We start from the raw sequence: 19,448 nt of genomic DNA on the forward strand, positions 1-19,448 counted from the left end.
CCATATGCGTCTGTTTAAAATACATCGCTGCTGGTCCACTCCTCAGGTATCCGGGTCATGACGATATCAGCGATCAGCTCTCTCTCAAACGCGTCGAAACATTTATCCGTGATTCCCATATCAATGGCATCAACCGGGTTTAAACCGCCTTTTATCAGCTTCAATGCCCCAATCAGTCCACGCATATCCACCGCTTTGGTTGAAATCTCTCCGTTTTTTGCCTTGAGCTGCAGATCCAGGAAAAGTCCTGAGAACTGTTCAAGTGCCCCATCCTTCACATCAGGAAACGCGCTCTTTAAGATTCCCATGAGCCTGTCCTCCGTCATGGACGGCATATTGATCACCATGAACCTGGAGACCAGGGCCTCATTTAACTCCTTAGTCCCCGCATACCCATAATTCATGGTAGCGATAAACCTGGCAGCCGGGTCCAGATCTATCTTGTCATATCCCGGTACATCAATCACCCGTCTGTAGTCAAGCGTTGCATGGAGGACGGAGACCGCATCATTCTTTGCCATATTGATCTCATCCAAAATTCCAAATCCCCCGTATCTGGCGCACTGGTAAATAGGTCCTTTCCGAAGCTTTACCTCATTGCCCACAAAGGTATCTGTGCCGATCAAAGTGCTGCTGTCCGTATTTACATGGAAAGATACATTGTAAAGCGGCCTTCCGAAAATCCATGCCAGATTCTCGGCAAGTACATTCTTTCCCGTGGCCTTGTCTCCGCAGAGAAGGATATTCTCCCCCTCCAGAATGGCTGTCACTGCTTTCTCTAAAATTTCCTCCCCGAAAAACGGCATGGAAGGTGCAGTGATCCTGTCCTTTACCTTGTCAGCAACAGGATTTTCTTTCTTAAACAGTTCTACTCTCTTTTTCAGGCTTTCTTTCAATTCCATTCTGCTCACCTCACAAAATAGGCTCCTTCGCCGGAGTTCCCGCTTTGCGCGGATATTTCTTCGGTGTAGGCTTTGCCTTCTGAATCACTACAAGGGAACGCTCCATATCTGTTCCCGGAAGGAGAAATTCTTCTGTCTTCTCCAGCTTTCCTCCCAGTACAGATACTGCTTTCTTCCCCTCCATAAGTTCCTCTTTCACTCTGCCTGACTTATAAGCTACAAAGAAGCCGCCTTCCTTTACATAAGGCATGCAATACTCACTGATGGTACATAGCCTTGCCACTGCCCTGGTAACACTGAGATCATACTGTTCCCTGAGCTCCGGCCTTCTGGCCCCGTCCTCTGCACGTCCGTGCACGGTGTGGATGCCCTCAAGCCCCAGGTCTTCTATGACGGCATCCAAAAATTTAAGACGTTTATTCAGGGAATCCAGAAGTGTCACCTGAAGGTGGGGAAATACAATTTTAAGGGGAATCCCCGGGAATCCCGCTCCGGTTCCCACATCAATGCAGGATTTTATATTCTCCATATCCAGGGCTTTTACAATAGAGAGACTGTCCACAAAATGTTTTGTCAAAACTTCCCCGAACTCCGTAATTCCCGTCAGATTCATGACCTTGTTCCATTCCACCAGCATCTCGTAGTAGCGCACAAACTGCTGCTTCTGTTCCTCTGTTAAGGTCAGCCCCAATTCCCCGCAGCCATTCTCCAGTATATCCAGGCAGTATGCCTTCTGTTCCTGATTTGTCACTTCACTCATGCATCCGCCTCCTTATGAATTCCGTTTCTTCTGTAAGATTCCATATATACAAGCAGTACCGATATATCCGCCGGGGATACGCCCGCGATCCTGGACGCCTGTCCAATGGATACCGGCCTGTATTCCTTTAATTTCTGCTTTGCCTCTATCCTCAATCCGCTTATTTCCTCATAATCCAGGTCCTCAGGCAGACGTTTTGTCTCCAGTTTCTTAAACTGTTCCACCTGTTTTAACTGCCTGCGGATATAACCGTCATACTTGATGTTAATGTTTACCTGTTCTGCCACATCCTCAGGAAGTTTCGGCCTTTTTTTATCCAGCGGCGCCAGAATTTTGTAAGAAAGTTCCGGACGCCTGATCAGTTCTGCCAGAGAGGAGCCGTTTTTCAGCAGTGTACTTCCGTAGGATTCCAGAAGTTCCTGCACTTCCTTTGAAGCACCTACAAAGGTGTTCTCCACACGGGCTGCCTCCTCCTCTATCTTCTGCTTCTTCCAGAGTACATACTGATACTCCTCCTCACTCACCAGACCCACCTGATATCCCTTTTCCCTGAGGCGCAGGTCCGCGTTGTCCTGTCTGAGGAGCAGGCGGTATTCCGCCCGGCTTGTCATCATTCTGTAAGGTTCATGATTTTCCTTCGTCACCAGGTCATCGATTAAAACGCCGATGTAGGATTCGGACCGGTCCAGTATGAGCATTTCCCGTCCCAGCACCTCCATGGCCGCATTGATCCCTGCCACAAGCCCCTGGGCTGCTGCCTCCTCATAACCGGAACTTCCGTTAAACTGTCCGCCTGAGAAAAGCCCTTTTATCTCCTTGAACTCAAGCGTTGGATAAAGCTGTCTTGCATTGATGCAGTCGTATTCTATGGCATAGGCATTCCTTACAATCTTTGCATTCTCAAGTCCGGGTACGGAGTGATACATCTCATGCTGCACATCCTCCGGCAGGGAGCTGGACATGCCGCCCACATACATTTCATTGGTATACAGCCCTTCCGGCTCCAGGAATACCTGATGTCTGTTCTTATCCGCGAATTTTACCACTTTATCCTCAATCGACGGGCAGTATCTCGGCCCTGTTCCCTCGATCATGCCGGAATACAGAGGCGAGCGGTCCAGGTTGTTCCTGATGATCTCATGCGTCTTTTCATTGGTATAAGTAAGCCAGCAGGATGCCTGATCAATCTGTACATCTTCCGGATCGGTCGAAAAGGAGAAGGGAACCACCCTCTCATCCCCGAACTGTTCTTCCATTTTGGAAAAGTCAATACTTCTCTTATCAATCCTGGCAGGTGTTCCTGTCTTAAACCGGTACATCTCCACACCCAGGTTCTTCAGGGATTCCGTCAGGTAATTAGCAGCCTGCAGACCGTTCGGGCCTGTATAACTGCTTACATCACCGTAGATGCAGCGGGCTTTCAGATACGTTCCGGTACAGAGCACCACAGCCTTTGTCTGATACACGGCTCCTGAATACGTCTTTACACCTGCTGCCTTATGCTCCTGAGCCAGGATTTCTGTCACCTCGGCCTGTTTTATGGTGAGATGTTCCGTGTTCTCCAGTACCCTTCTCATACTCCTGGTATACTCCTGCTTGTCCGCCTGGGCGCGCAGGGAATGGACGGCAGGTCCCTTCGATACATTGAGCATTTTTGACTGGATAAAGGTCTTGTCAATATTTTTTCCCATCTCACCGCCAAGGGCGTCAATCTCTCTCACCAGATGGCCCTTGGAACTCCCGCCTATGTTGGGATTGCAGGGCATCAGCGCAATACTGTCCACGCTTACTGTGAACATGATGGTCTCAAGGCCGAGACGTGCACAGGCAAGCGCAGCCTCACAGCCGGCATGACCCGCGCCCACAATGGCAATATCGTAATTCTCAACCAGATTGTTCATTCTAATGTCTTCCTTTCTGAAATAACTATTCACATGATTTTTCTATTTGAACTCTGTTATCCACATTTTCGATAAAATATGATGATTTTTGTGGATAACACTGCCGTATTTTTATTTTCCTGTGCAGAACTTCGCAAATATCTCATTTACCAGGTCTTCCCCCACGGACTCCCCGATAATGGTTCCCAGACTCTCGTATGCGTTCATCAGGTCAATGGAGAAGAAATCCTCAGGCATCTGCATGGCAATGCTGTTTTCCACAAGCTCCAGGCTTTTCACAGCGTCCTCCAAAGCCGTCTTATGGCGGATATTTGTAATATATACCTCATCATTAAAGGACAGCTCGCCTTCAAAGAACATATCCTTGATCTGCTGCTCCAGCACATCGATCCCCTGCTCCTCCTTGGCGGATACAGGTATCACCGGATGGTTCATCCGCAGCCTCAGGCTTTCCTCTGAGACCACTGTATCCAGATCCGTCTTGTTCAGCAGAATGACTGCCTTCTTATCTTCCAGCATGGAGATGATCTCCTCATCGTTCTCATCCAGGGGGATGGAGGAATCCACCACGTAGAGAATCAGGTCCGCGTCCTTTGCGTACTCTTTTGCTCTTCCCACGCCGATCTGTTCCACACGGTCCTCTGTATCCCTGATACCGGCTGTATCTATCATACGGAGGGAGATGCCGTGCAGGACAATGGTCTCCTCCAGAATATCCCTGGTAGTCCCCGCAATATCCGTTACAATGGCTCTCTCCTCTCCCACAAGAAGGTTCATAAGTGAAGATTTTCCCGCATTTGGTTTGCCCACAATGACGGTCTTGATACCCTCCTTCATCATCTTGCCTTCCCCGGCAGTTTCCAGCAGTCTCTCGATTCTGGATTTCTGTTCAGCCACTTCTCTTTCCAGGGTCTCCCCGTATCCGTCTATACTGATATGCTCCGGGTCATCCAGGGCTGACTCAATATAGGCAATGTGATAGATAATACTCTCCCTGATTTCCCGGATCACCTTCTGCACAGACCCCTTTAACTGGTTCAGGGAACTTTTCAGCGCATATTCATTTTTGGCATTGATCACATCAATCACTGCTTCAGCCTGGGACAGGTCTATCCTTCCGTTTAGGAACGCCCTTTTTGTAAATTCCCCCGGCTCTGCAGGGCGGGCGCCGTATTTTATCACGGTCTCCAGCACCCGTTTCATGGCCAGAACACCGCCGTGGCAGTCGATCTCCACCGTATCCTCACCGGTATAGCTTCTGGGGCCGTCCATGAGCATGACCAGCACCTCATCAATCTCTTCCTCCCCGTCATAGATAAACCCATAGTGAATGGTGTGTGACGGTTCCTTGTCAATCTGCTTTCTGCCGCCTTTGGAACGGTAAACCTTCCGGACTATCCCGCGGCTTTCGGGACCGCTCATACGGATGATTCCGATTCCCGATGCCGTCATAGCTGTGGCGATTGCTGCAATGGTATCTGCCATTTTCTTCAACTCCTCTGATTCTATTTCAACATTAACACAGGTAACGTAAATTTATAGTCAAAATTAAAAAAATTCCAGGCGAAAGCGCAGAGAAATTTATTCTCCATTATTCACGCTTTCACCTAGAATAATCATACTTAATATATATTATTTTTTCAGCTTTACAACCACGTGGCGGTAAGGTTCATTTCCCTCACTGTAAGTCTCCACGTAGCGGTTGCCCTGTAATGCAGAGTGGATGATTCTTCTCTCATAGGGATTCATCGGCTCCAGGGAAACCGGTTTTCTGGTCTTTCTGACTTTGTAGGCAATGCTCTTTGCCAGATTTTCCAGAGTCTCTTTTCTCCTGTTTCTGTAATCCTCAGTATCCAGCTTCACACGGATATATCCCTGTCTTCCCTTGTTGACAACAAGGCTTGTGAGATACTGCAGAGAATCCAGAGTCTGTCCTCTCTTGCCTATAAGAATGCCCATGTCCTCACCTAAAAATTCAATTTCCAGGTTGCCTTCCGCGCTCTTATATTCCATCTTGATCTCAACTTCAAGCTCCATGGCTTTAAACACGCCGCTTAAGAACTTCTCCGCGTCTGCTTTGACAGCTGTGATCTCTTCTTCTGTTCTCTCAACGACCTTCCGCTCTTCATGCTGCGGTTTTACATCCTCTTTGAAAGCCTCTGCCTTTCTGGCATCTTTTTTCGGCTCCCTCTTAGGCTCTCTTCTCGGCTCGCTCTTGAACTCTTTTTTCGCTTCTTTTCTTTCTTCCTTTGGTGCTTCTTTTCTCTCTTCTTTTACCGGAACAGCCTCTTCAATTACTGGTTCTTCTGGTAAGGATACTTCTTTTCTGCGAACATTGATCCTGGCCGGTTTGGCTCCGAATCCTAAAAATCCTGAACTACCTTCAAATAAAACCTGAATCTCCAGATTTTCACTGGAGGTCTCAAAATCCAGACAAGCTTTTGTGATCGCTTCGTCTACAGTTTTTGCAGAAAATTCTTTGAATTCCATGCTTCTTCCCCCTTACCCCTACTTCTTCTTAGATTTGTTTTTCTGATCAAATTGAGCAACCATGTTTGCCTTTGAAGCTAAACTTCCCGGTTTTGCATTCTGCACATTCTTGTAATATTCGGTAGATTTCTGAACTGCAGCATTTCTGTCCTCAGCTGTTGTCTTCTTCGGCTCCTCAATGTTTCTTACATTCATCTTGGCCTGCTGCGTGATCTTCTGCGGCGGAAGTCCTGCTTTTGCACGCTTCTTAGCCATCTTTTCCTGGTTCTTCTTAATGAAATCATCCATATTCATATTGTCCAGATGTCTGTTGATGACAAGCTGCTGTACACAGCGGATCACAGAACCGGCGATCCAGTAGATACCAATACCTACAGGGAATGAGAAACAGATAAAAGCGGAAAACAGAGGCATGAAAGTGTTCATACCCTTCATTGTGGCATTCATCTGGCTGTTTGTGTCATCTGTTGCTGCTGTGGGCATTAATTTTAAGTTCAGCATCTGAGTCAGCCAGGACAACAGCGGAATCATGATCGCAGCAACGATCAGAAGATACGTGTGCTCACTCCATCCTGTCTTGATCAGGGAAAGCGGTGTGTCCGCTATGTTCAGTCCCAGGAAATTCTGCATGGGATGGATTTTACCCGCAGTGTCACTCAAGGTCTGCGCAAAACCGCTGAACTTGTCCACATCGCCAAGATCTGCCCACTGGGAGGGGGACAGACTGTATAAAAAGTCAATGACATGGTTATCATTTACACCCTTGCCATTTGTGGGCCAGCTATAACTTCTGATACCATGCTCTTTAATAAATTCCGTGATGATTCCCACATATCCGTCAACATTTGTGATTTTAACAACTGCGGAATCGAACATGTGCTTAATTCCTCCGATGTATCCCGGCATCTTGATGATAACCTGGTACAGAGCGAAGAAGATAGGCATCTGAATAACCATCTGCAGACAGCTTCCTGTAGGAGATACACCGTACTTTTCATATACGGCCATGGTCTCTTCCTGCATCTTCATCTGTGAGTTCTGGTCTTTTTTGCCTTTATATTTCTTGTTTATTTTCTGTAATTCCGGGGACATGACTGCATTCATCTTAGAGAACTTCTGCTGTTTGATCTGCAGAGGCGTCATGAACATATAAATAATAATCGTAAATAAAATAATGCAGAGGCCCAGGTTTGTGACCCCGATACTGTAAATGCCGTTCATCAGCCAGCCCATTACTTCAGCGACCCATTTTACAATCGGCATTGTACTCTTTGTTAGCAACGCAACCAAAATATTTTCCTCCTTATAGCCGGTTTGTCACCTTCATCTCTCAAGCATTCCGCCTTTTAAGAAAACGGCGGTGCATAATTATCTCCTAACAAGATAAAACAACAATTATGGTACCGGATCGTATCCGCCTTTTGAAAATGGATTACACCTTAATATTCTCCAGCAAGCCAATAAACTACCTTTTACTGCACCATACTTCTCAATTGCTTCTAATCCATACTGAGAACACGTGGGTATATAGGGACAACGGGTTCTCTTTAACGGGGATAAATATTTCTGATAAAGCCGAATCATCTTAATCAATACTGTCTTCATTCTCTTCACTTCTTATGGTCTTTGTTAACTTACCTAAGTGCAAAAGCGCACTCTCCATGGAATGGAATCCCTGATCCTTTCCATTTACCCTGACTACTACAACAATATCATATCCGCACCTGAATTTTTCTTCGTTTAATCGGTAGCTTTCTCTGAGAAGCCTGGTCAAATGATGTCTCACAACACTGTTGCCTACCTTTTTACTTACGGATATACCAATTCTGTTTCTGTCCAACTGGTTTTTTAACACATACATAACTAAGTAACGATTTGCAAATGATGTTCCCTTTTTATAAACCAGTTGAAAATCTCTGTTTTTCTTTAACGATTCCGAATACTTCATAAACCATCCTTTAATGAAAAGAAGAGAAGAAAAGACCACATATCTGCGGTCTTAAGCTGATAATCTTTTTCTTCCTTTTAATCTTCTTGCAGCTAAAACTTTTCTTCCGGCCTTACTGCTCATTCTTGCTCTGAATCCATGAACTTTGGATCTGCTTCTCTTTTTTGGCTGAAATGTCATTTTCATATTCCAGGCACCTCCTTTAAACCAAATATCTATCTATTGTTTCAGATAGTATTCCTATGATTATGCATGATAGAAAACATCATTTCAATTATATTCGTAAACCCCTGATTCGTCAAGATATATTTTATTTTTTTATTTAAATATATTTATCACGAAAATAGGCTGAAATCCGTGTATTCACACGTTTTCCACATTCCAAAATACTGACCTGTGGAAAGTATTCCCTGGACCATATCCCTGAAATGATTATCCCCACAGTTATTCACACATTTCTGGTTTACGTAACGTTATCCACAAATTGTGGATAACTTGTGGATAACTTTTTCGTTTTCCCCACGCTTTTTTGCCTTTTTCGACAAAAAAGCCTTGATTTATCCATATTTTCGCCATGTGGAAGATGTAAATAAAGTTATACACATTTCTCACATCTCTCTTTTTCCACAATGTTTTTAACTTTACAATCCTCATTTTCCACACGGTTTTATCCACATTATTAACGTAACCTTGTGGATTTCTGTTTAGAAATATTTTTTCATTGCTAAAAATTCTATTTTATTATAATATATAGATAATAATACGTTTTTTTGCAATAGAAAGTCCGCAGACGCGTACTTTCTATTGTTGTGTGCTTGTACAAAGAGGAAGATTTCATTTTGAGTTGACTTTTTAACTCAAAATGTGGATTGAAATAATTATTTCATATCGGGAGAATTCAAAATGCATTTAATACAGGAAAAATGGACAGACATATTAAATATGATAAAAACGGAGCATCAGTTATCTGATGTCTCTTTTAATACCTGGCTGAAATCCCTGACAGTCCACAAAGTGGAGGGGGACACCGTAACCATCATTGTCCCCACAGGGCAGATCGGTATTAACTATATTGCCAACAAATATCTTCTTCCATTAAAAGTGGCAATTACAGAGACCGTGGGAGAAGACTATGAAATTGCTTTGATCTTACCGGATGACGTGCCGCCGGAAACGGCGGATACCCCCGTATCTTCCGCTGCAGTAAATGAAAGTATTGAAAAAGCCAACTTAAATCCAAAATACACTTTTGACACGTTTGTAGTCGGAAGCAATAACAAACTGGCACACGCAGCTTCCGTCGCCGTTGCAGAATCCCCGGGAGAAGTGTATAATCCCCTCTTTATATATGGAGGTGTTGGTCTTGGAAAGACCCATCTGATGCACTCCATCGCACATTTTGTGCTGCAGAAGAGACCGCAGTCCAAGGTTTTGTATGTGACCAGTGAATATTTTACCAATGAACTGATTGAATCCATCCGTAACGGCAATAATTCAACTATGTCCAAGTTTCGGGAAAAATACCGGAACATAGATGTACTGCTGATCGATGATATACAGTTTATTATAGGAAAGGAATCCACCCAGGAAGAATTTTTCCACACTTTCAACGCCCTGCACGGAGCCAAAAAGCAAATTATTATCTCCTCAGATAAGCCTCCGAAAGATATGGAAATCCTGGAGGACCGGCTTCGTTCCAGGTTTGAGTGGGGATTGATCGTGGATATCTCCTCACCTGATTTTGAAACCCGAATGGCTATCCTCCGAAAGAAGGAGGAGCTGGACGGATACCAGATTGACGACCAGGTCATCGAGTATATCGCACAGAATGTAAAGTCAAATATCCGTGAACTTGAAGGTTCTCTGAACAAGATCATGGCATATGCAAACCTGGAGAACCGGGAGATCAATCTGGCTCTGGCAGAAAAAGTATTGAAAGATATCATATCCCCAAACCAGAAGAGAACTATAACACCGGAACTCATTATTAATATAGTAGCAGAACACTTTGATCTCACTCCTTCAGACCTGACCGGAAACAAAAGGAGTTCAAAAATAGCATATCCAAGACAGATTGTCATGTACCTGTGCCGCCACATGACAGAGACTACGCTGAAGATCATCGGTGACAGCCTGGGCGGACGTGACCATACGACCATCATGAGCGGCATAAATAAAATAGAGCGGGAAGTGGAGGAAAACGACGCCACCAGAGAAATCATAGATATATTGAAGAAAAAGATAAATCCCGCCAAGTAATCTTTAAGGTATACACTATCCACAACCTTAGGTGAATAAGCAGTGACTTTCATGTGGATAAGTGTTGATAACGTGAACCCCGGTTTTGGGCGCCTCATTTATCAACAGCTTATTCACTTGAACTTCAACGTTAACCCACAAAGTTATCCATACGGTGAAAGCCGCAGTTTATGCGGGTTTCGAGGGTTATTCACAAATTCACATCCCCTAAGGCTACGACTGCGGATTTCTTTTAATTATTTTATAGATAAAGCCACTTTTGCACAGAAAGGAAGTTATACACATCATGAAATTAATTTGTCCAAAATCAGAACTATTAAAAAGTGTAAATATTGCCATGAAAGCCGTACCGGGAAAAACAACCATGCCCATTCTGGAATGTATTCTCATTGACGCATCTGCAAACGAGATAAAATTCACATCCAATGATATGGAACTGGGAATCGAAACAATCGTCGACGGTACTATAGAAGAAAAAGGCATCATCGCACTGGATGCCAAGATATTTTCCGAGATTGTCAGAAAGCTCCCGGATAATAATGTTACCATTACAACAGATGAAAAACTGAACACACTGATTACCTGTGAAAAAGCCAAGTTCAATATTCCGGGAAAATCAGGAGAAGATTTTTCTTATCTTCCGTTTATTGAAAAAAATGACTGTGTACGGATTTCGCAGTTTACTTTAAAAGAAATTATCAGACAGACTATTTTCTCCATTGCAGCCAACGAGAACAATAAACTGATGACAGGTGAACTTTTCCAGATTGAAAACAATATGCTGAGAGTTGTTTCTCTTGACGGACACCGGATCTCCATCAGAAAAATTGCCTTGAAGGAGGAGTGCGCAGATAAAAAAGTAGTGGTTCCCGGTAAGACACTGAATGAGATCAGTAAGATTTTATCCGGTGAAATGGAAGATATGGTGGATATCTATCTCGCAGAGAACCATATCTTGTTTGAATTTGATAATACCAAGGTAGTATCCCGTCTCATCGAGGGAGATTACTTTAAGATTGACCAGATGCTGTCCAGTGATTATGAGACAAAAGTTAAAATTAATAAAAGAGAATTTCTGGATTGTATCGACAGGGCAACCCTTCTTGTGAAAGAGGGAGATAAAAAACCAATTATCATCCACATTGAGGATGGCTCCATGGAGCTGCGCATTGATTCCCAGATCGGTTCCATGAAAGAGGACATTGATATTGAAAAAGAGGGAAAAGATATTCTCATCGGTTTCAATCCCAAGTTTTTGATAGATGCACTGAAAGTCATTGATGACGAGGAAGTCAGCATTTATCTCATGAATCCGAAGGCACCCTGCTTTATCAGGGATGACGAGGAGCAGTATATTTATCTGATCCTTCCTGTAAACTTTAACGCTGTCAGCAGATAAAAACGGGTTTGAAAGCCGTTAGGAGAGAAAAAATGGAAATAATCAAATTAAAAGATGAATTTATTAAGTTAGGCCAGGCCCTGAAAGCCGCAAATCTTGTGGAAGACGGGGTTGAAGCCAAATATGTCATTCAGGACGGTCTCGTAAAAGTCAATGGTGAGACCGATACCAGAAGAGGACGTAAACTTTACGACGGGGATCTGGTAACTTATGACGGACAGGAAATCAAGATAGTAAAATAATTTTACTAATCCTATAATCCCAACAACAGGTGTTTACATGTATATTGAGTCTATAGAACTGAAAAATTACAGGAATTACAATCTTTTGTCCCTGCAGTTTGACAAGGGAACGAATATTCTCTATGGAGACAACGCCCAGGGCAAGACGAATATTCTGGAAGCTGTATACCTGTGCGGTACCACGAAATCACACCGAGGCAGCAAAGACAGGGAGATGATCCGGTTTGAACAGGATGAATCCCATATCAGAATGTTTGTGAACAAGGACGGCATATCCCATAAAATAGATATGCATCTGAAAAAGAATAAAGCCAAAGGCATAGCCATTGACGGTATTCCCATCCGAAGGGCCAGTGAGCTGTTCGGAATTGTCAACATTGTATTTTTCTCACCCGAGGATCTGAATATTATCAAGAACGGTCCCGGTGAGAGAAGAAGATTTATTGATTCCGAGTTATGTCAACTTAATAAGGTGTATTTATCTGATTTATCCAGTTATAACCATGTTCTGAATCAGAGGAACAAGTTGCTGAAGGACATTGGATTTCAAAGCGGTCTGGCGGCCACTCTGGATGTGTGGGATGAACAGCTGGTACGTTACGGAAGATCCATCATTGAAAGCCGTCATGAATTTATCCGTGATATAAACGATATTATCGGAGGGATACATAGCAGCATAACAGGCGGAAAAGAAAAGATTGAACTGGTTTATGAGCCGAATGTAAAGAGCGATGAGTTCTACGAACAGCTGGGGAAAAACCGGGAAAAAGATTTTAAATTCAGAAATACTTCATCCGGACCACACAGGGATGATTTGTGTGTTAGAATAAATGACATTGATATCCGTAAGTTTGGTTCACAGGGACAGCAGCGCACAGCCGCCCTATCCCTGAAATTATCAGAGATCTATCTGGTGGAGAAGAAGATAAAGGATGTTCCGATCCTTCTTCTGGATGATGTTCTGTCAGAACTGGATGCAGGCAGGCAGAATTACCTGCTGGACAGTATCCGGAATGTGCAGACTATGATAACCTGTACAGGTTTGGATGATTTTGTCAATAAAAGATTTGAAATCAATAAATTGTTTAAAGTGGTGGAGGGGACAGTTGCCCCCTGAGACGACCAGTGGAAAACCGGTGAGCATTGCCGGTAAACAGGAGGAAATGCATGAGCACAGAGATTAAAACAGAGTATGGAGCAGATCAGATTCAGATACTTGAGGGACTGGAGGCTGTAAGAAAAAGGCCTGGTATGTATATCGGCAGTACCTCCGCCAGAGGTCTGCACCATCTGGTGTATGAGATTGTAGATAATGCGGTAGATGAAGCGCTGGCCGGTTATTGCGATACCATAGAAGTATCTATAAACGAGGATAATTCTATCACGGTTATAGACAATGGCCGCGGTATTCCGGTTGGAATTAACCACAAAGCCGGCATTCCGGCGGTTGAGGTTGTTTTTACGATTCTGCATGCCGGCGGTAAATTCGGCGGCGGGGGATATAAGGTATCCGGCGGTCTTCACGGTGTTGGCGCATCTGTTGTGAATGCCCTCTCCACATGGCTGGAGGTCACCATTTTTCATGAAGGAAAAGTATACCGTCAGCGCTATGAGCGTGGAAAAACTATTTATAAATTAAAAGTGATCGGTGACTGTGATCCGGATAAGAGGGGAACCATGGTGACCTTCCTTCCTGACCCCCAAATATTTGAAGAGACTGTGTTTGACTTCAGTACGCTCAAACACCGGTTCCGTGAAATGGCCTTCCTGACAAAAGGACTGAAGATCATTGCTGTGGACAAGAGAGATGAGGAACCAAAGGAAGTCATTTTCCACTATGAGGGCGGTATCAAGGAGTTCGTGCAGTACCTGAACAGAAGTAATTCCGCACTCTATGAAGATATTCTTTACTTTGAGGGGACAAAGGACGGCGTGGTGGTGGAAGTTGCCATGCAGCACAACGATTCCTATACAGAAAATACTTATGGTTTCGTAAATAATATCACAACGCCTGAGGGTGGAACCCATATTGTGGGATTTAGAAATGCCCTCACCAAGACCTTTAATGAATATGCAAGAAAGAATAAAATCTTAAAAGAGAGTGAGTCAAATCTTTCAGGAGAGGATATCCGTGAAGGTCTGACAGCCATTATCAGTGTTAAGATAGAGGACCCGCAGTTTGAGGGGCAGACAAAACAGAAATTGGGCAACAGTGAGGCCAGGGGAGCAGTGGACAATGTTGTGAGCGGCCAGCTTGAAATTTTCCTGGAGCAGAATCCGGCTGTTGCAAAGACGATCATTGAGAAATCCGTGCTTTCCCAGCGTGCAAGAGATGCTGCCAGAAAAGCCAGAGAACTGACAAGGAGAAAGTCTGCGCTGGAGGGAATGTCCCTTCCGGGCAAACTGGCTGACTGTATGGACAAAGATCCTTCCAAATGTGAGATCTACATCGTAGAGGGAGATTCCGCCGGTGGTTCCGCCAAGACCGCCAGAAGCCGTGCAACACAGGCCATTCTTCCGCTGAGAGGTAAAATTCTGAATGTGGAGAAGGCAAGACTTGATAAAATATACGCGAATGCCGAGATCAAAGCCATGATCACTGCTTTCGGAACCGGCATTCACGAAGATTTTGATATCAGTAAGCTTCGTTACAATAAAATCATCATTATGACCGATGCCGATGTGGATGGTGCCCATATTGCCACCCTTCTCTTAACGTTTTTATACCGTTTTATGCCGGAGCTTATAAAACAGGGACATGTATACCTGGCAAAACCGCCGCTGTTTAAAATTGAGAAGAATAAAAAAGTTTTCTATGCCTATTCCGAGAAGGAACAGGATGAGATACTGAATGAGATCGGACGTGACGGCAACAACAGGATCCAGCGTTACAAAGGTCTGGGAGAGATGGACGCAGAACAGCTCTGGGAGACCACCATGGATCCGGAACGCAGGATTCTTTTAAGAGTCACCATGGACGATGAGGCGTCATCTGAAATAGATCTGACATTCACCACACTTATGGGAGACAAAGTTGAGCCCAGGCGTGAATTCATAGAAGAGAATGCAAAATATGTTAAGAATCTCGATATTTGATCTCATGGGTCAGCCGGGCAGACAGCGATGATCTGTTTTGCTGCAGAATGAGGGAACGGACGACGGAAGCGGAGTTAAGGAGAAGCTAAATGGAAGATAATATTTTTGATAAAGTCCAGGAAGTGGACTTACAGAAAAAGATGGAGGAGTCCTACATTGAGTATGCCATGAGTGTTATTGCATCCAGGGCACTGCCTGATGTAAGGGACGGTCTGAAGCCGGTACAGAGAAGAATTCTGTACTCCATGATAGAATTGAACAACGGTCCGGACAAACCACACAGAAAATGTGCCCGTATCGTGGGGGATACTATGGGTAAATACCATCCCCACGGTGACAGCTCCATTTACGGGGCACTGGTTAACATGGCACAGGACTGGTCCACCAGATATCCTCTGGTAGACGGCCACGGAAACTTTGGTTCTGTGGATGGTGACGGTGCCGCTGCCATGAGGTATACAGAGGCCCGCCTGAGCAAGATTTCCATGGAAATGCTGGCGGACATCAATAAAAACACAGTTGATTTTGCTCCGAACTTTGACGAGACAGAGAAAGAGCCCCTGGTTCTGCCGTCCAGATACCCCAATCTTCTGGTGAACGGTACATCAGGTATTGCTGTTGGTATGGCTACCAATATACCGCCCCACAATCTGAGGGAGGTTATTTCTGCTGTTGTAAGAATCATTGACAATATTATTGAAGAAGACAGGGAAACCGAGCTGGAGGAAATCCTGTCCATTATAAAAGGGCCTGATTTTCCAACCGGAGCCATGATCCTGGGTACAAGGGGAATCGAGGAGGCTTACCGCACAGGCCGCGGAAAGGTCAAAGTGCGGGCTATCACAGATATTGAGACACTGCCCAACGGCAAGAGCCAGATCATTGTCACAGAACTGCCCTATATGGTCAATAAAGCGCGTTTGATCGAGAAGATGGCAGAACTTGTAAGGGATAAGAAAATAGACGGAATTACGGCCATTAACGACCATTCCAACAGGGAAGGCATGCGTATCTGTATTGAGCTGAGAAGGGATGCCAATGCCAATGTGATCCTGAACCAGCTTTACAAGCACACACAGCTTCAGGATACATTCGGCGTTATCATGCTGGCACTGGTGAACAATGAGCCTAAGGTCATGAACCTTCTGGAAATGCTTAAGCATTATCTGCTCCACCAGGAAGAGGTTGTGACCAGAAGGACACAGTATGACCTGAACAAAGCACAGGAACGTGCACATATCTTGGAGGGTCTGTTAAAAGCCCTGGAACATATTGACGAGGTTATCCGTATCATCCGTGCATCGAAGACCACACAGGAGGCAAAGGATTCCCTTATGGAGGCATTCGGCTTCTCAGATGCCCAGGCCCAGGCGATTGTAGACATGAGGCTGCGTGCACTGACAGGTCTGGAAAGAGACCGTCTTCAGGGCGAGTATAATGAGCTGGTTAAAAAAATCCGGGAGTTAAAGGCTATTCTTGCGGACAGAAACCTTCTGCTCCGTGTGATCCGTGAGGAGATTCTGGGCATATCTGATAAATACGGGGATGACAGAAGGACCTCGATCGGATACGATGAATTTGATATTTCCATGGAAGACCTGATTCCAAAGGAAAACACAGTTATTGCCATGACAAAATTAGGATATATCAAGCGAATGACTGTTGATAATTTCCGCAGCCAGAACAGAGGCGGTAAGGGAATCAAGGGCATGAGCACCATTGATGACGACTACATTGAGGAGCTTTTGATGACCACTACCCACCATTTCCTCATGTTCTTTACCAACATGGGGCGTGTTTACCGTATGAAAGCATATGAGATTCCGGAAGCCAGCAGGACAGCCAGGGGTACTGCCATTATCAACCTGCTTTCTCTGCAGCCGGAGGAAAAGATTTCAGCGGTAATCCCCATCAATGAATTTAAACAGGGAAATTATCTGTTTATGGCAACGAAAAACGGCCTTGTAAAGAAAACGCCTATTGAAGATTACAGTAATGTGCGTAAGACAGGTCTTGCGGCTATTGCCCTCCGCGAGGACGATGAGCTGATTGAAGTAAAATTTACGGACAACAAGAAGGATATTATCCTTATAACAAAATTCGGCCAGTGTATCCGTTTCCACGAGACAGATGTAAGAAGTACCGGACGTGTATCCATGGGTGTGCGCGGTATCAATCTGCTTGAGGAGGATGAGGTCATTGGCATGCAGCTCAACTGTCAGGGGGATTATCTGCTGATTGTCTCTGAGCATGGTATGGGCAAGAGAACCTCTGTAGGCGAATTTACCTGCCAGAACAGAGGCGGAAAAGGTGTAAAATGCTATAAGATCACAGAGAAGACAGGTAATGTGATCGGAGTAAAAGCAGTCAATGAGGAAAATGATATTCTTTTGATAACCACAGAGGGAATTGTGATCCGTCTGGAGTGCAGTACAATTTCTATTCTGGGACGAATTACATCCGGAGTGAAGCTTATGGACCTGAACGAGGGAGTGACGGTTGCCAGCATTGCAAAGGTGAGAGAAAAGGAAGAAAGTGAAAGCGCGGAGTCCGCAGAGGCAGATTCCCAGACAGAAGAGAACCAAGGAGAGTAAAATGCGTAGATTAAAAGGGCTTCTATGTTGCATTCTGGTGATAGTGCTTATGTTTTCTTTGAGCGGATGCGGCGTTAAGGTAAGCACGAAATCACCGGAAAGCGTTACGAAATCTATTGTAAATGCATATCAGAAAGGGGACACCGAGGCAGCAAAAAAATGCCTCGGCCTGGACCCTGACAAAAAATGCGCGGATGAGATCACGCAGGAAATAAAATATAATATGAAACAGTTTAAGGCCTACGGAGCATCAGAGGTGGACTTCACCAAATGTGAATCCCTGGGGAATTTTAACGGTTATGACCTGGTTTATGCTATTTACAATCTGGTGAAAAAGGATAAGGATGACAAAAAGTCAGAAGCTCTGGAAATCCCTTCTATGTCCATGTACTTTGTGAAGGAGAAAGACAAAAAGTTTCATGTAGTGCCGGCAAAGGATGTCACAGATGAGATGAGTCAAATCTCCAGTGAGGAATTTGCAAAGTTTATGAAGACGGAAGAGTATAAGACCTACGAGAAGGATTATAAGAAATTCGTAAGGAAAAATCCCAACTTTGAGGAAAATCTGAAAAAAGAGATGACAAAATAATTGGGAAGGCAGTAACATGCCGGAGGAATTCATGTTATGAAAAGAATATTGCTGATGGTCGCATATAATATCCTTCTGGTACCTTATATGTGGTTCAAACTGTGCTACTATGCCAGTCATGTAGACAAATATACAGAAGAAGAACGTTATAAGGTACTGCGTTTTATAGACAGCCGCGCCATTAAGGGCGGAAGAGTTACCATTGATGTGCATGGACAGGAAAATATTCCTGAGAAAAACGGATTTATGTTCTTTCCAAATCATCAGGGTCTGTTTGATGTTCTTTCCATCATGGCAGCATGTCCCAGACCTTTTTCTGTTGTTATGAAAAAGGAGATTCAGAATATACCGTTCTTAAAGCAGGTATTTGCCTGTATGAAGGCATATGCCATTGACAGAGATGATGTTAAGCAGGCTATGAAAGTTATTATACAGGTGACAAAAGAGGTGAAAGAGGGCAGGAACTATCTGATCTTTGCGGAAGGCACCAGGACAAAGGATCCCAATCATGTACACGAGTTCAAGGGCGGGAGCTTTAAAAGCGCAATGAAGGCACAGTGTCCCGTTGTACCGGTGGCTCTGATTGACGCCTATAAGCCATTTGATACGAAATCCATAGAAAAGGTGACAGTACAGGTGCATTTTCTGGAGCCGATCTGCTATGAAGAGTACAAAAATATGAAATCCGTGGAGCTTGCTGCGGAAGTAAAAAGCAGAATTGAAAAAGTTATTGAAAAAAATGAGAAAAAGTGATTGACAAATGTCATTTCATTGGTTATAATAATTTTTGCTCACGTAAATGAGCACAATTGAATAAAAGAACAATTATTCAGGCGTTGGAGAAGTACTCAAGTGGCTGAAGAGGCGCCCCTGCTAAGGGTGTAGACGGTTTGCGCCGTGCGAGGGTTCAAATCCCTCCTTCTCCGTTTTCTTTTTTACTTTTTAAAGTGAAAAAGAAATGAAAAAAAGTTGTTGACAAGCGACAAAAGATATGATAAGATATCAAAGTTGCTGCAAAAGCGATATGGAAACAACTGGTAACGGATTTTTAAAATATTGGAAATGAAACTTCCGAATATTTTGAAAAAAGTTAAAAAAGTTGTTGACAAGTCAGAAAAGATGTGATAATCTAATATGGCTGTCGCAAAAACGACAACATTCGACAGAAGAAAAAAACTTCTATAAAAAATAAAAAAAGTTCTTGACAAGCTCAAAACGATATGATAAAATATCAAAGCTGTCAAAAACTGACAGGAACCTTGATAACT

Annotated in this window: 17 protein-coding genes and 1 tRNA gene; 9 read left to right on the forward strand and 9 right to left on the reverse strand. The window is 44.1% G+C overall.

The genetic code is table 11. The features are described 5' to 3' along the window. Window positions 1–14 precede the first annotated feature (14 nt). The 9 genes from WMO65_RS23670 to rpmH all read right to left on the reverse strand — a co-directional run bounded on the left by WMO65_RS23670 (window position 15) and on the right by rpmH (window position 8,187). A complete protein-coding gene (locus WMO65_RS23670) occupies window positions 15–902 on the reverse strand; it encodes an AAA family ATPase (RefSeq protein ID WP_148392058.1) in 888 nt (295 codons plus the stop codon). A gap of 10 nt (window positions 903–912) precedes the next feature. After that, on the reverse strand, window positions 913–1,662 hold the full coding sequence (rsmG, locus tag WMO65_RS23675) for a 16S rRNA (guanine(527)-N(7))-methyltransferase RsmG (protein WP_243128793.1): 750 nt from the start codon (window positions 1,660–1,662) through the stop codon (window positions 913–915). Continuing rightward, window positions 1,659–3,563 carry a tRNA uridine-5-carboxymethylaminomethyl(34) synthesis enzyme MnmG gene (gene mnmG, locus WMO65_RS23680; protein WP_148392059.1) on the reverse strand — a complete coding sequence of 635 codons (1,905 nt, stop codon included), beginning with the start codon at window positions 3,561–3,563 and terminating at the stop codon, window positions 1,659–1,661. The genes rsmG and mnmG overlap by 4 nt, the downstream gene beginning before the upstream one ends. Window positions 3,564–3,674: 111 nt before the next feature. Next, the gene (gene mnmE, locus WMO65_RS23685; protein ID WP_148392060.1) at window positions 3,675–5,048 is read right to left on the reverse strand and encodes a tRNA uridine-5-carboxymethylaminomethyl(34) synthesis GTPase MnmE; all 1,374 of its coding nucleotides are present in this window, start codon (window positions 5,046–5,048) and stop codon (window positions 3,675–3,677) included. Between the two features lie 147 nt (window positions 5,049–5,195). Then, the gene (gene jag, locus WMO65_RS23690) at window positions 5,196–6,053 is read right to left on the reverse strand and encodes an RNA-binding cell elongation regulator Jag/EloR (RefSeq protein WP_033143177.1); all 858 of its coding nucleotides are present in this window, start codon (window positions 6,051–6,053) and stop codon (window positions 5,196–5,198) included. 18 nt (window positions 6,054–6,071) lie between these two features. After that, entirely contained in the window at window positions 6,072–7,343 is a 1,272-nt protein-coding gene (locus WMO65_RS23695) for a YidC/Oxa1 family membrane protein insertase (protein WP_081960514.1), read from the reverse strand. 105 nt (window positions 7,344–7,448) lie between these two features. Next, window positions 7,449–7,658, reverse strand: a complete 210-nt coding sequence (yidD, locus tag WMO65_RS23700) for a membrane protein insertion efficiency factor YidD (RefSeq protein ID WP_081960513.1) — start codon at window positions 7,656–7,658, stop codon at window positions 7,449–7,451. Next, entirely contained in the window at window positions 7,639–8,001 is a 363-nt protein-coding gene (rnpA, locus tag WMO65_RS23705) for a ribonuclease P protein component (protein ID WP_033143175.1), read from the reverse strand. The genes yidD and rnpA overlap by 20 nt, the downstream gene beginning before the upstream one ends. Window positions 8,002–8,052: 51 nt before the next feature. Next, window positions 8,053–8,187, reverse strand: coding sequence for a 50S ribosomal protein L34 (gene rpmH / locus WMO65_RS23710; protein WP_033143174.1), 135 nt, complete (start codon window positions 8,185–8,187; stop codon window positions 8,053–8,055). Window positions 8,188–8,904: 717 nt separating this feature from the next. On the opposite strand from rpmH, the gene dnaA reads away from it, so the two are divergent. The 9 genes from dnaA (at window position 8,905) to WMO65_RS23755 (ending at window position 19,106) form a co-directional block, all read left to right on the forward strand. Beyond that, on the forward strand, window positions 8,905–10,260 hold the full coding sequence (gene dnaA, locus WMO65_RS23715; protein WP_033143172.1) for a chromosomal replication initiator protein DnaA: 1,356 nt from the start codon (window positions 8,905–8,907) through the stop codon (window positions 10,258–10,260). 286 nt (window positions 10,261–10,546) lie between these two features. Next, window positions 10,547–11,659: a DNA polymerase III subunit beta gene (gene dnaN / locus WMO65_RS23720; RefSeq protein WP_033143171.1), complete on the forward strand. Its 1,113-nt coding sequence runs from the start codon at window positions 10,547–10,549 to the stop codon at window positions 11,657–11,659. 32 nt (window positions 11,660–11,691) lie between these two features. After that, entirely contained in the window at window positions 11,692–11,901 is a 210-nt protein-coding gene (locus WMO65_RS23725) for an RNA-binding S4 domain-containing protein (protein ID WP_033143170.1), read from the forward strand. Between the two features lie 37 nt (window positions 11,902–11,938). Further along, window positions 11,939–13,018, forward strand: a complete 1,080-nt coding sequence (recF, locus tag WMO65_RS23730) for a DNA replication/repair protein RecF (protein ID WP_148392061.1) — start codon at window positions 11,939–11,941, stop codon at window positions 13,016–13,018. Window positions 13,019–13,068: 50 nt separating this feature from the next. Next, entirely contained in the window at window positions 13,069–14,997 is a 1,929-nt protein-coding gene (gene gyrB / locus WMO65_RS23735; RefSeq protein ID WP_033143168.1) for a DNA topoisomerase (ATP-hydrolyzing) subunit B, read from the forward strand. An 89-nt stretch (window positions 14,998–15,086) separates the two neighbouring features. Next, entirely contained in the window at window positions 15,087–17,591 is a 2,505-nt protein-coding gene (gene gyrA / locus WMO65_RS23740) for a DNA gyrase subunit A (RefSeq protein WP_148392062.1), read from the forward strand. Window position 17,592: 1 nt separating this feature from the next. Then, a complete protein-coding gene (locus WMO65_RS23745; RefSeq protein ID WP_033143166.1) occupies window positions 17,593–18,180 on the forward strand; it encodes an LptM family lipoprotein in 588 nt (195 codons plus the stop codon). A 36-nt stretch (window positions 18,181–18,216) separates the two neighbouring features. Next, window positions 18,217–18,933, forward strand: a complete 717-nt coding sequence (locus WMO65_RS23750) for a lysophospholipid acyltransferase family protein (protein WP_033143165.1) — start codon at window positions 18,217–18,219, stop codon at window positions 18,931–18,933. Between the two features lie 85 nt (window positions 18,934–19,018). After that, window positions 19,019–19,106 (forward strand) — tRNA-Ser (locus tag WMO65_RS23755). Window positions 19,107–19,448: the final 342 nt, after the last annotated feature.

This window comes from Blautia caccae, from assembly GCF_040095955.1.
GTDB classification, from domain to species: Bacteria; Bacillota; Clostridia; order Lachnospirales; family Lachnospiraceae; genus Blautia; species Blautia celeris.

Bases quoted from the DNA above. Each gene is read 5' to 3' on its own strand.
- jag (WP_033143177.1), bottom strand. From the start codon at position 6,053: ATGGAATTCAAAGAATTTTCTGCAAAAACTGTAGACGAAGCGATCACA.
- gyrA (WP_148392062.1), top strand. From the start codon at position 15,087: ATGGAAGATAATATTTTTGATAAAGTCCAGGAAGTGGACTTACAGAAA.
- yidD (WP_081960513.1), bottom strand. From the start codon at position 7,658: ATGAAGACAGTATTGATTAAGATGATTCGGCTTTATCAGAAATATTTA.
- rpmH (WP_033143174.1), bottom strand. From the start codon at position 8,187: ATGAAAATGACATTTCAGCCAAAAAAGAGAAGCAGATCCAAAGTTCAT.
- WMO65_RS23750 (WP_033143165.1), top strand. From the start codon at position 18,217: ATGAAAAGAATATTGCTGATGGTCGCATATAATATCCTTCTGGTACCT.
- gyrB (WP_033143168.1), top strand. From the start codon at position 13,069: ATGAGCACAGAGATTAAAACAGAGTATGGAGCAGATCAGATTCAGATA.
- rnpA (WP_033143175.1), bottom strand. From the start codon at position 8,001: ATGAAGTATTCGGAATCGTTAAAGAAAAACAGAGATTTTCAACTGGTT.
- mnmG (WP_148392059.1), bottom strand. From the start codon at position 3,563: ATGAACAATCTGGTTGAGAATTACGATATTGCCATTGTGGGCGCGGGT.
- rsmG (WP_243128793.1), bottom strand. From the start codon at position 1,662: ATGAGTGAAGTGACAAATCAGGAACAGAAGGCATACTGCCTGGATATA.
- WMO65_RS23670 (WP_148392058.1), bottom strand. From the start codon at position 902: ATGGAATTGAAAGAAAGCCTGAAAAAGAGAGTAGAACTGTTTAAGAAA.
- dnaA (WP_033143172.1), top strand. From the start codon at position 8,905: ATGCATTTAATACAGGAAAAATGGACAGACATATTAAATATGATAAAA.
- WMO65_RS23725 (WP_033143170.1), top strand. From the start codon at position 11,692: ATGGAAATAATCAAATTAAAAGATGAATTTATTAAGTTAGGCCAGGCC.
- WMO65_RS23745 (WP_033143166.1), top strand. From the start codon at position 17,593: ATGCGTAGATTAAAAGGGCTTCTATGTTGCATTCTGGTGATAGTGCTT.
- recF (WP_148392061.1), top strand. From the start codon at position 11,939: ATGTATATTGAGTCTATAGAACTGAAAAATTACAGGAATTACAATCTT.
- mnmE (WP_148392060.1), bottom strand. From the start codon at position 5,048: ATGGCAGATACCATTGCAGCAATCGCCACAGCTATGACGGCATCGGGA.
- dnaN (WP_033143171.1), top strand. From the start codon at position 10,547: ATGAAATTAATTTGTCCAAAATCAGAACTATTAAAAAGTGTAAATATT.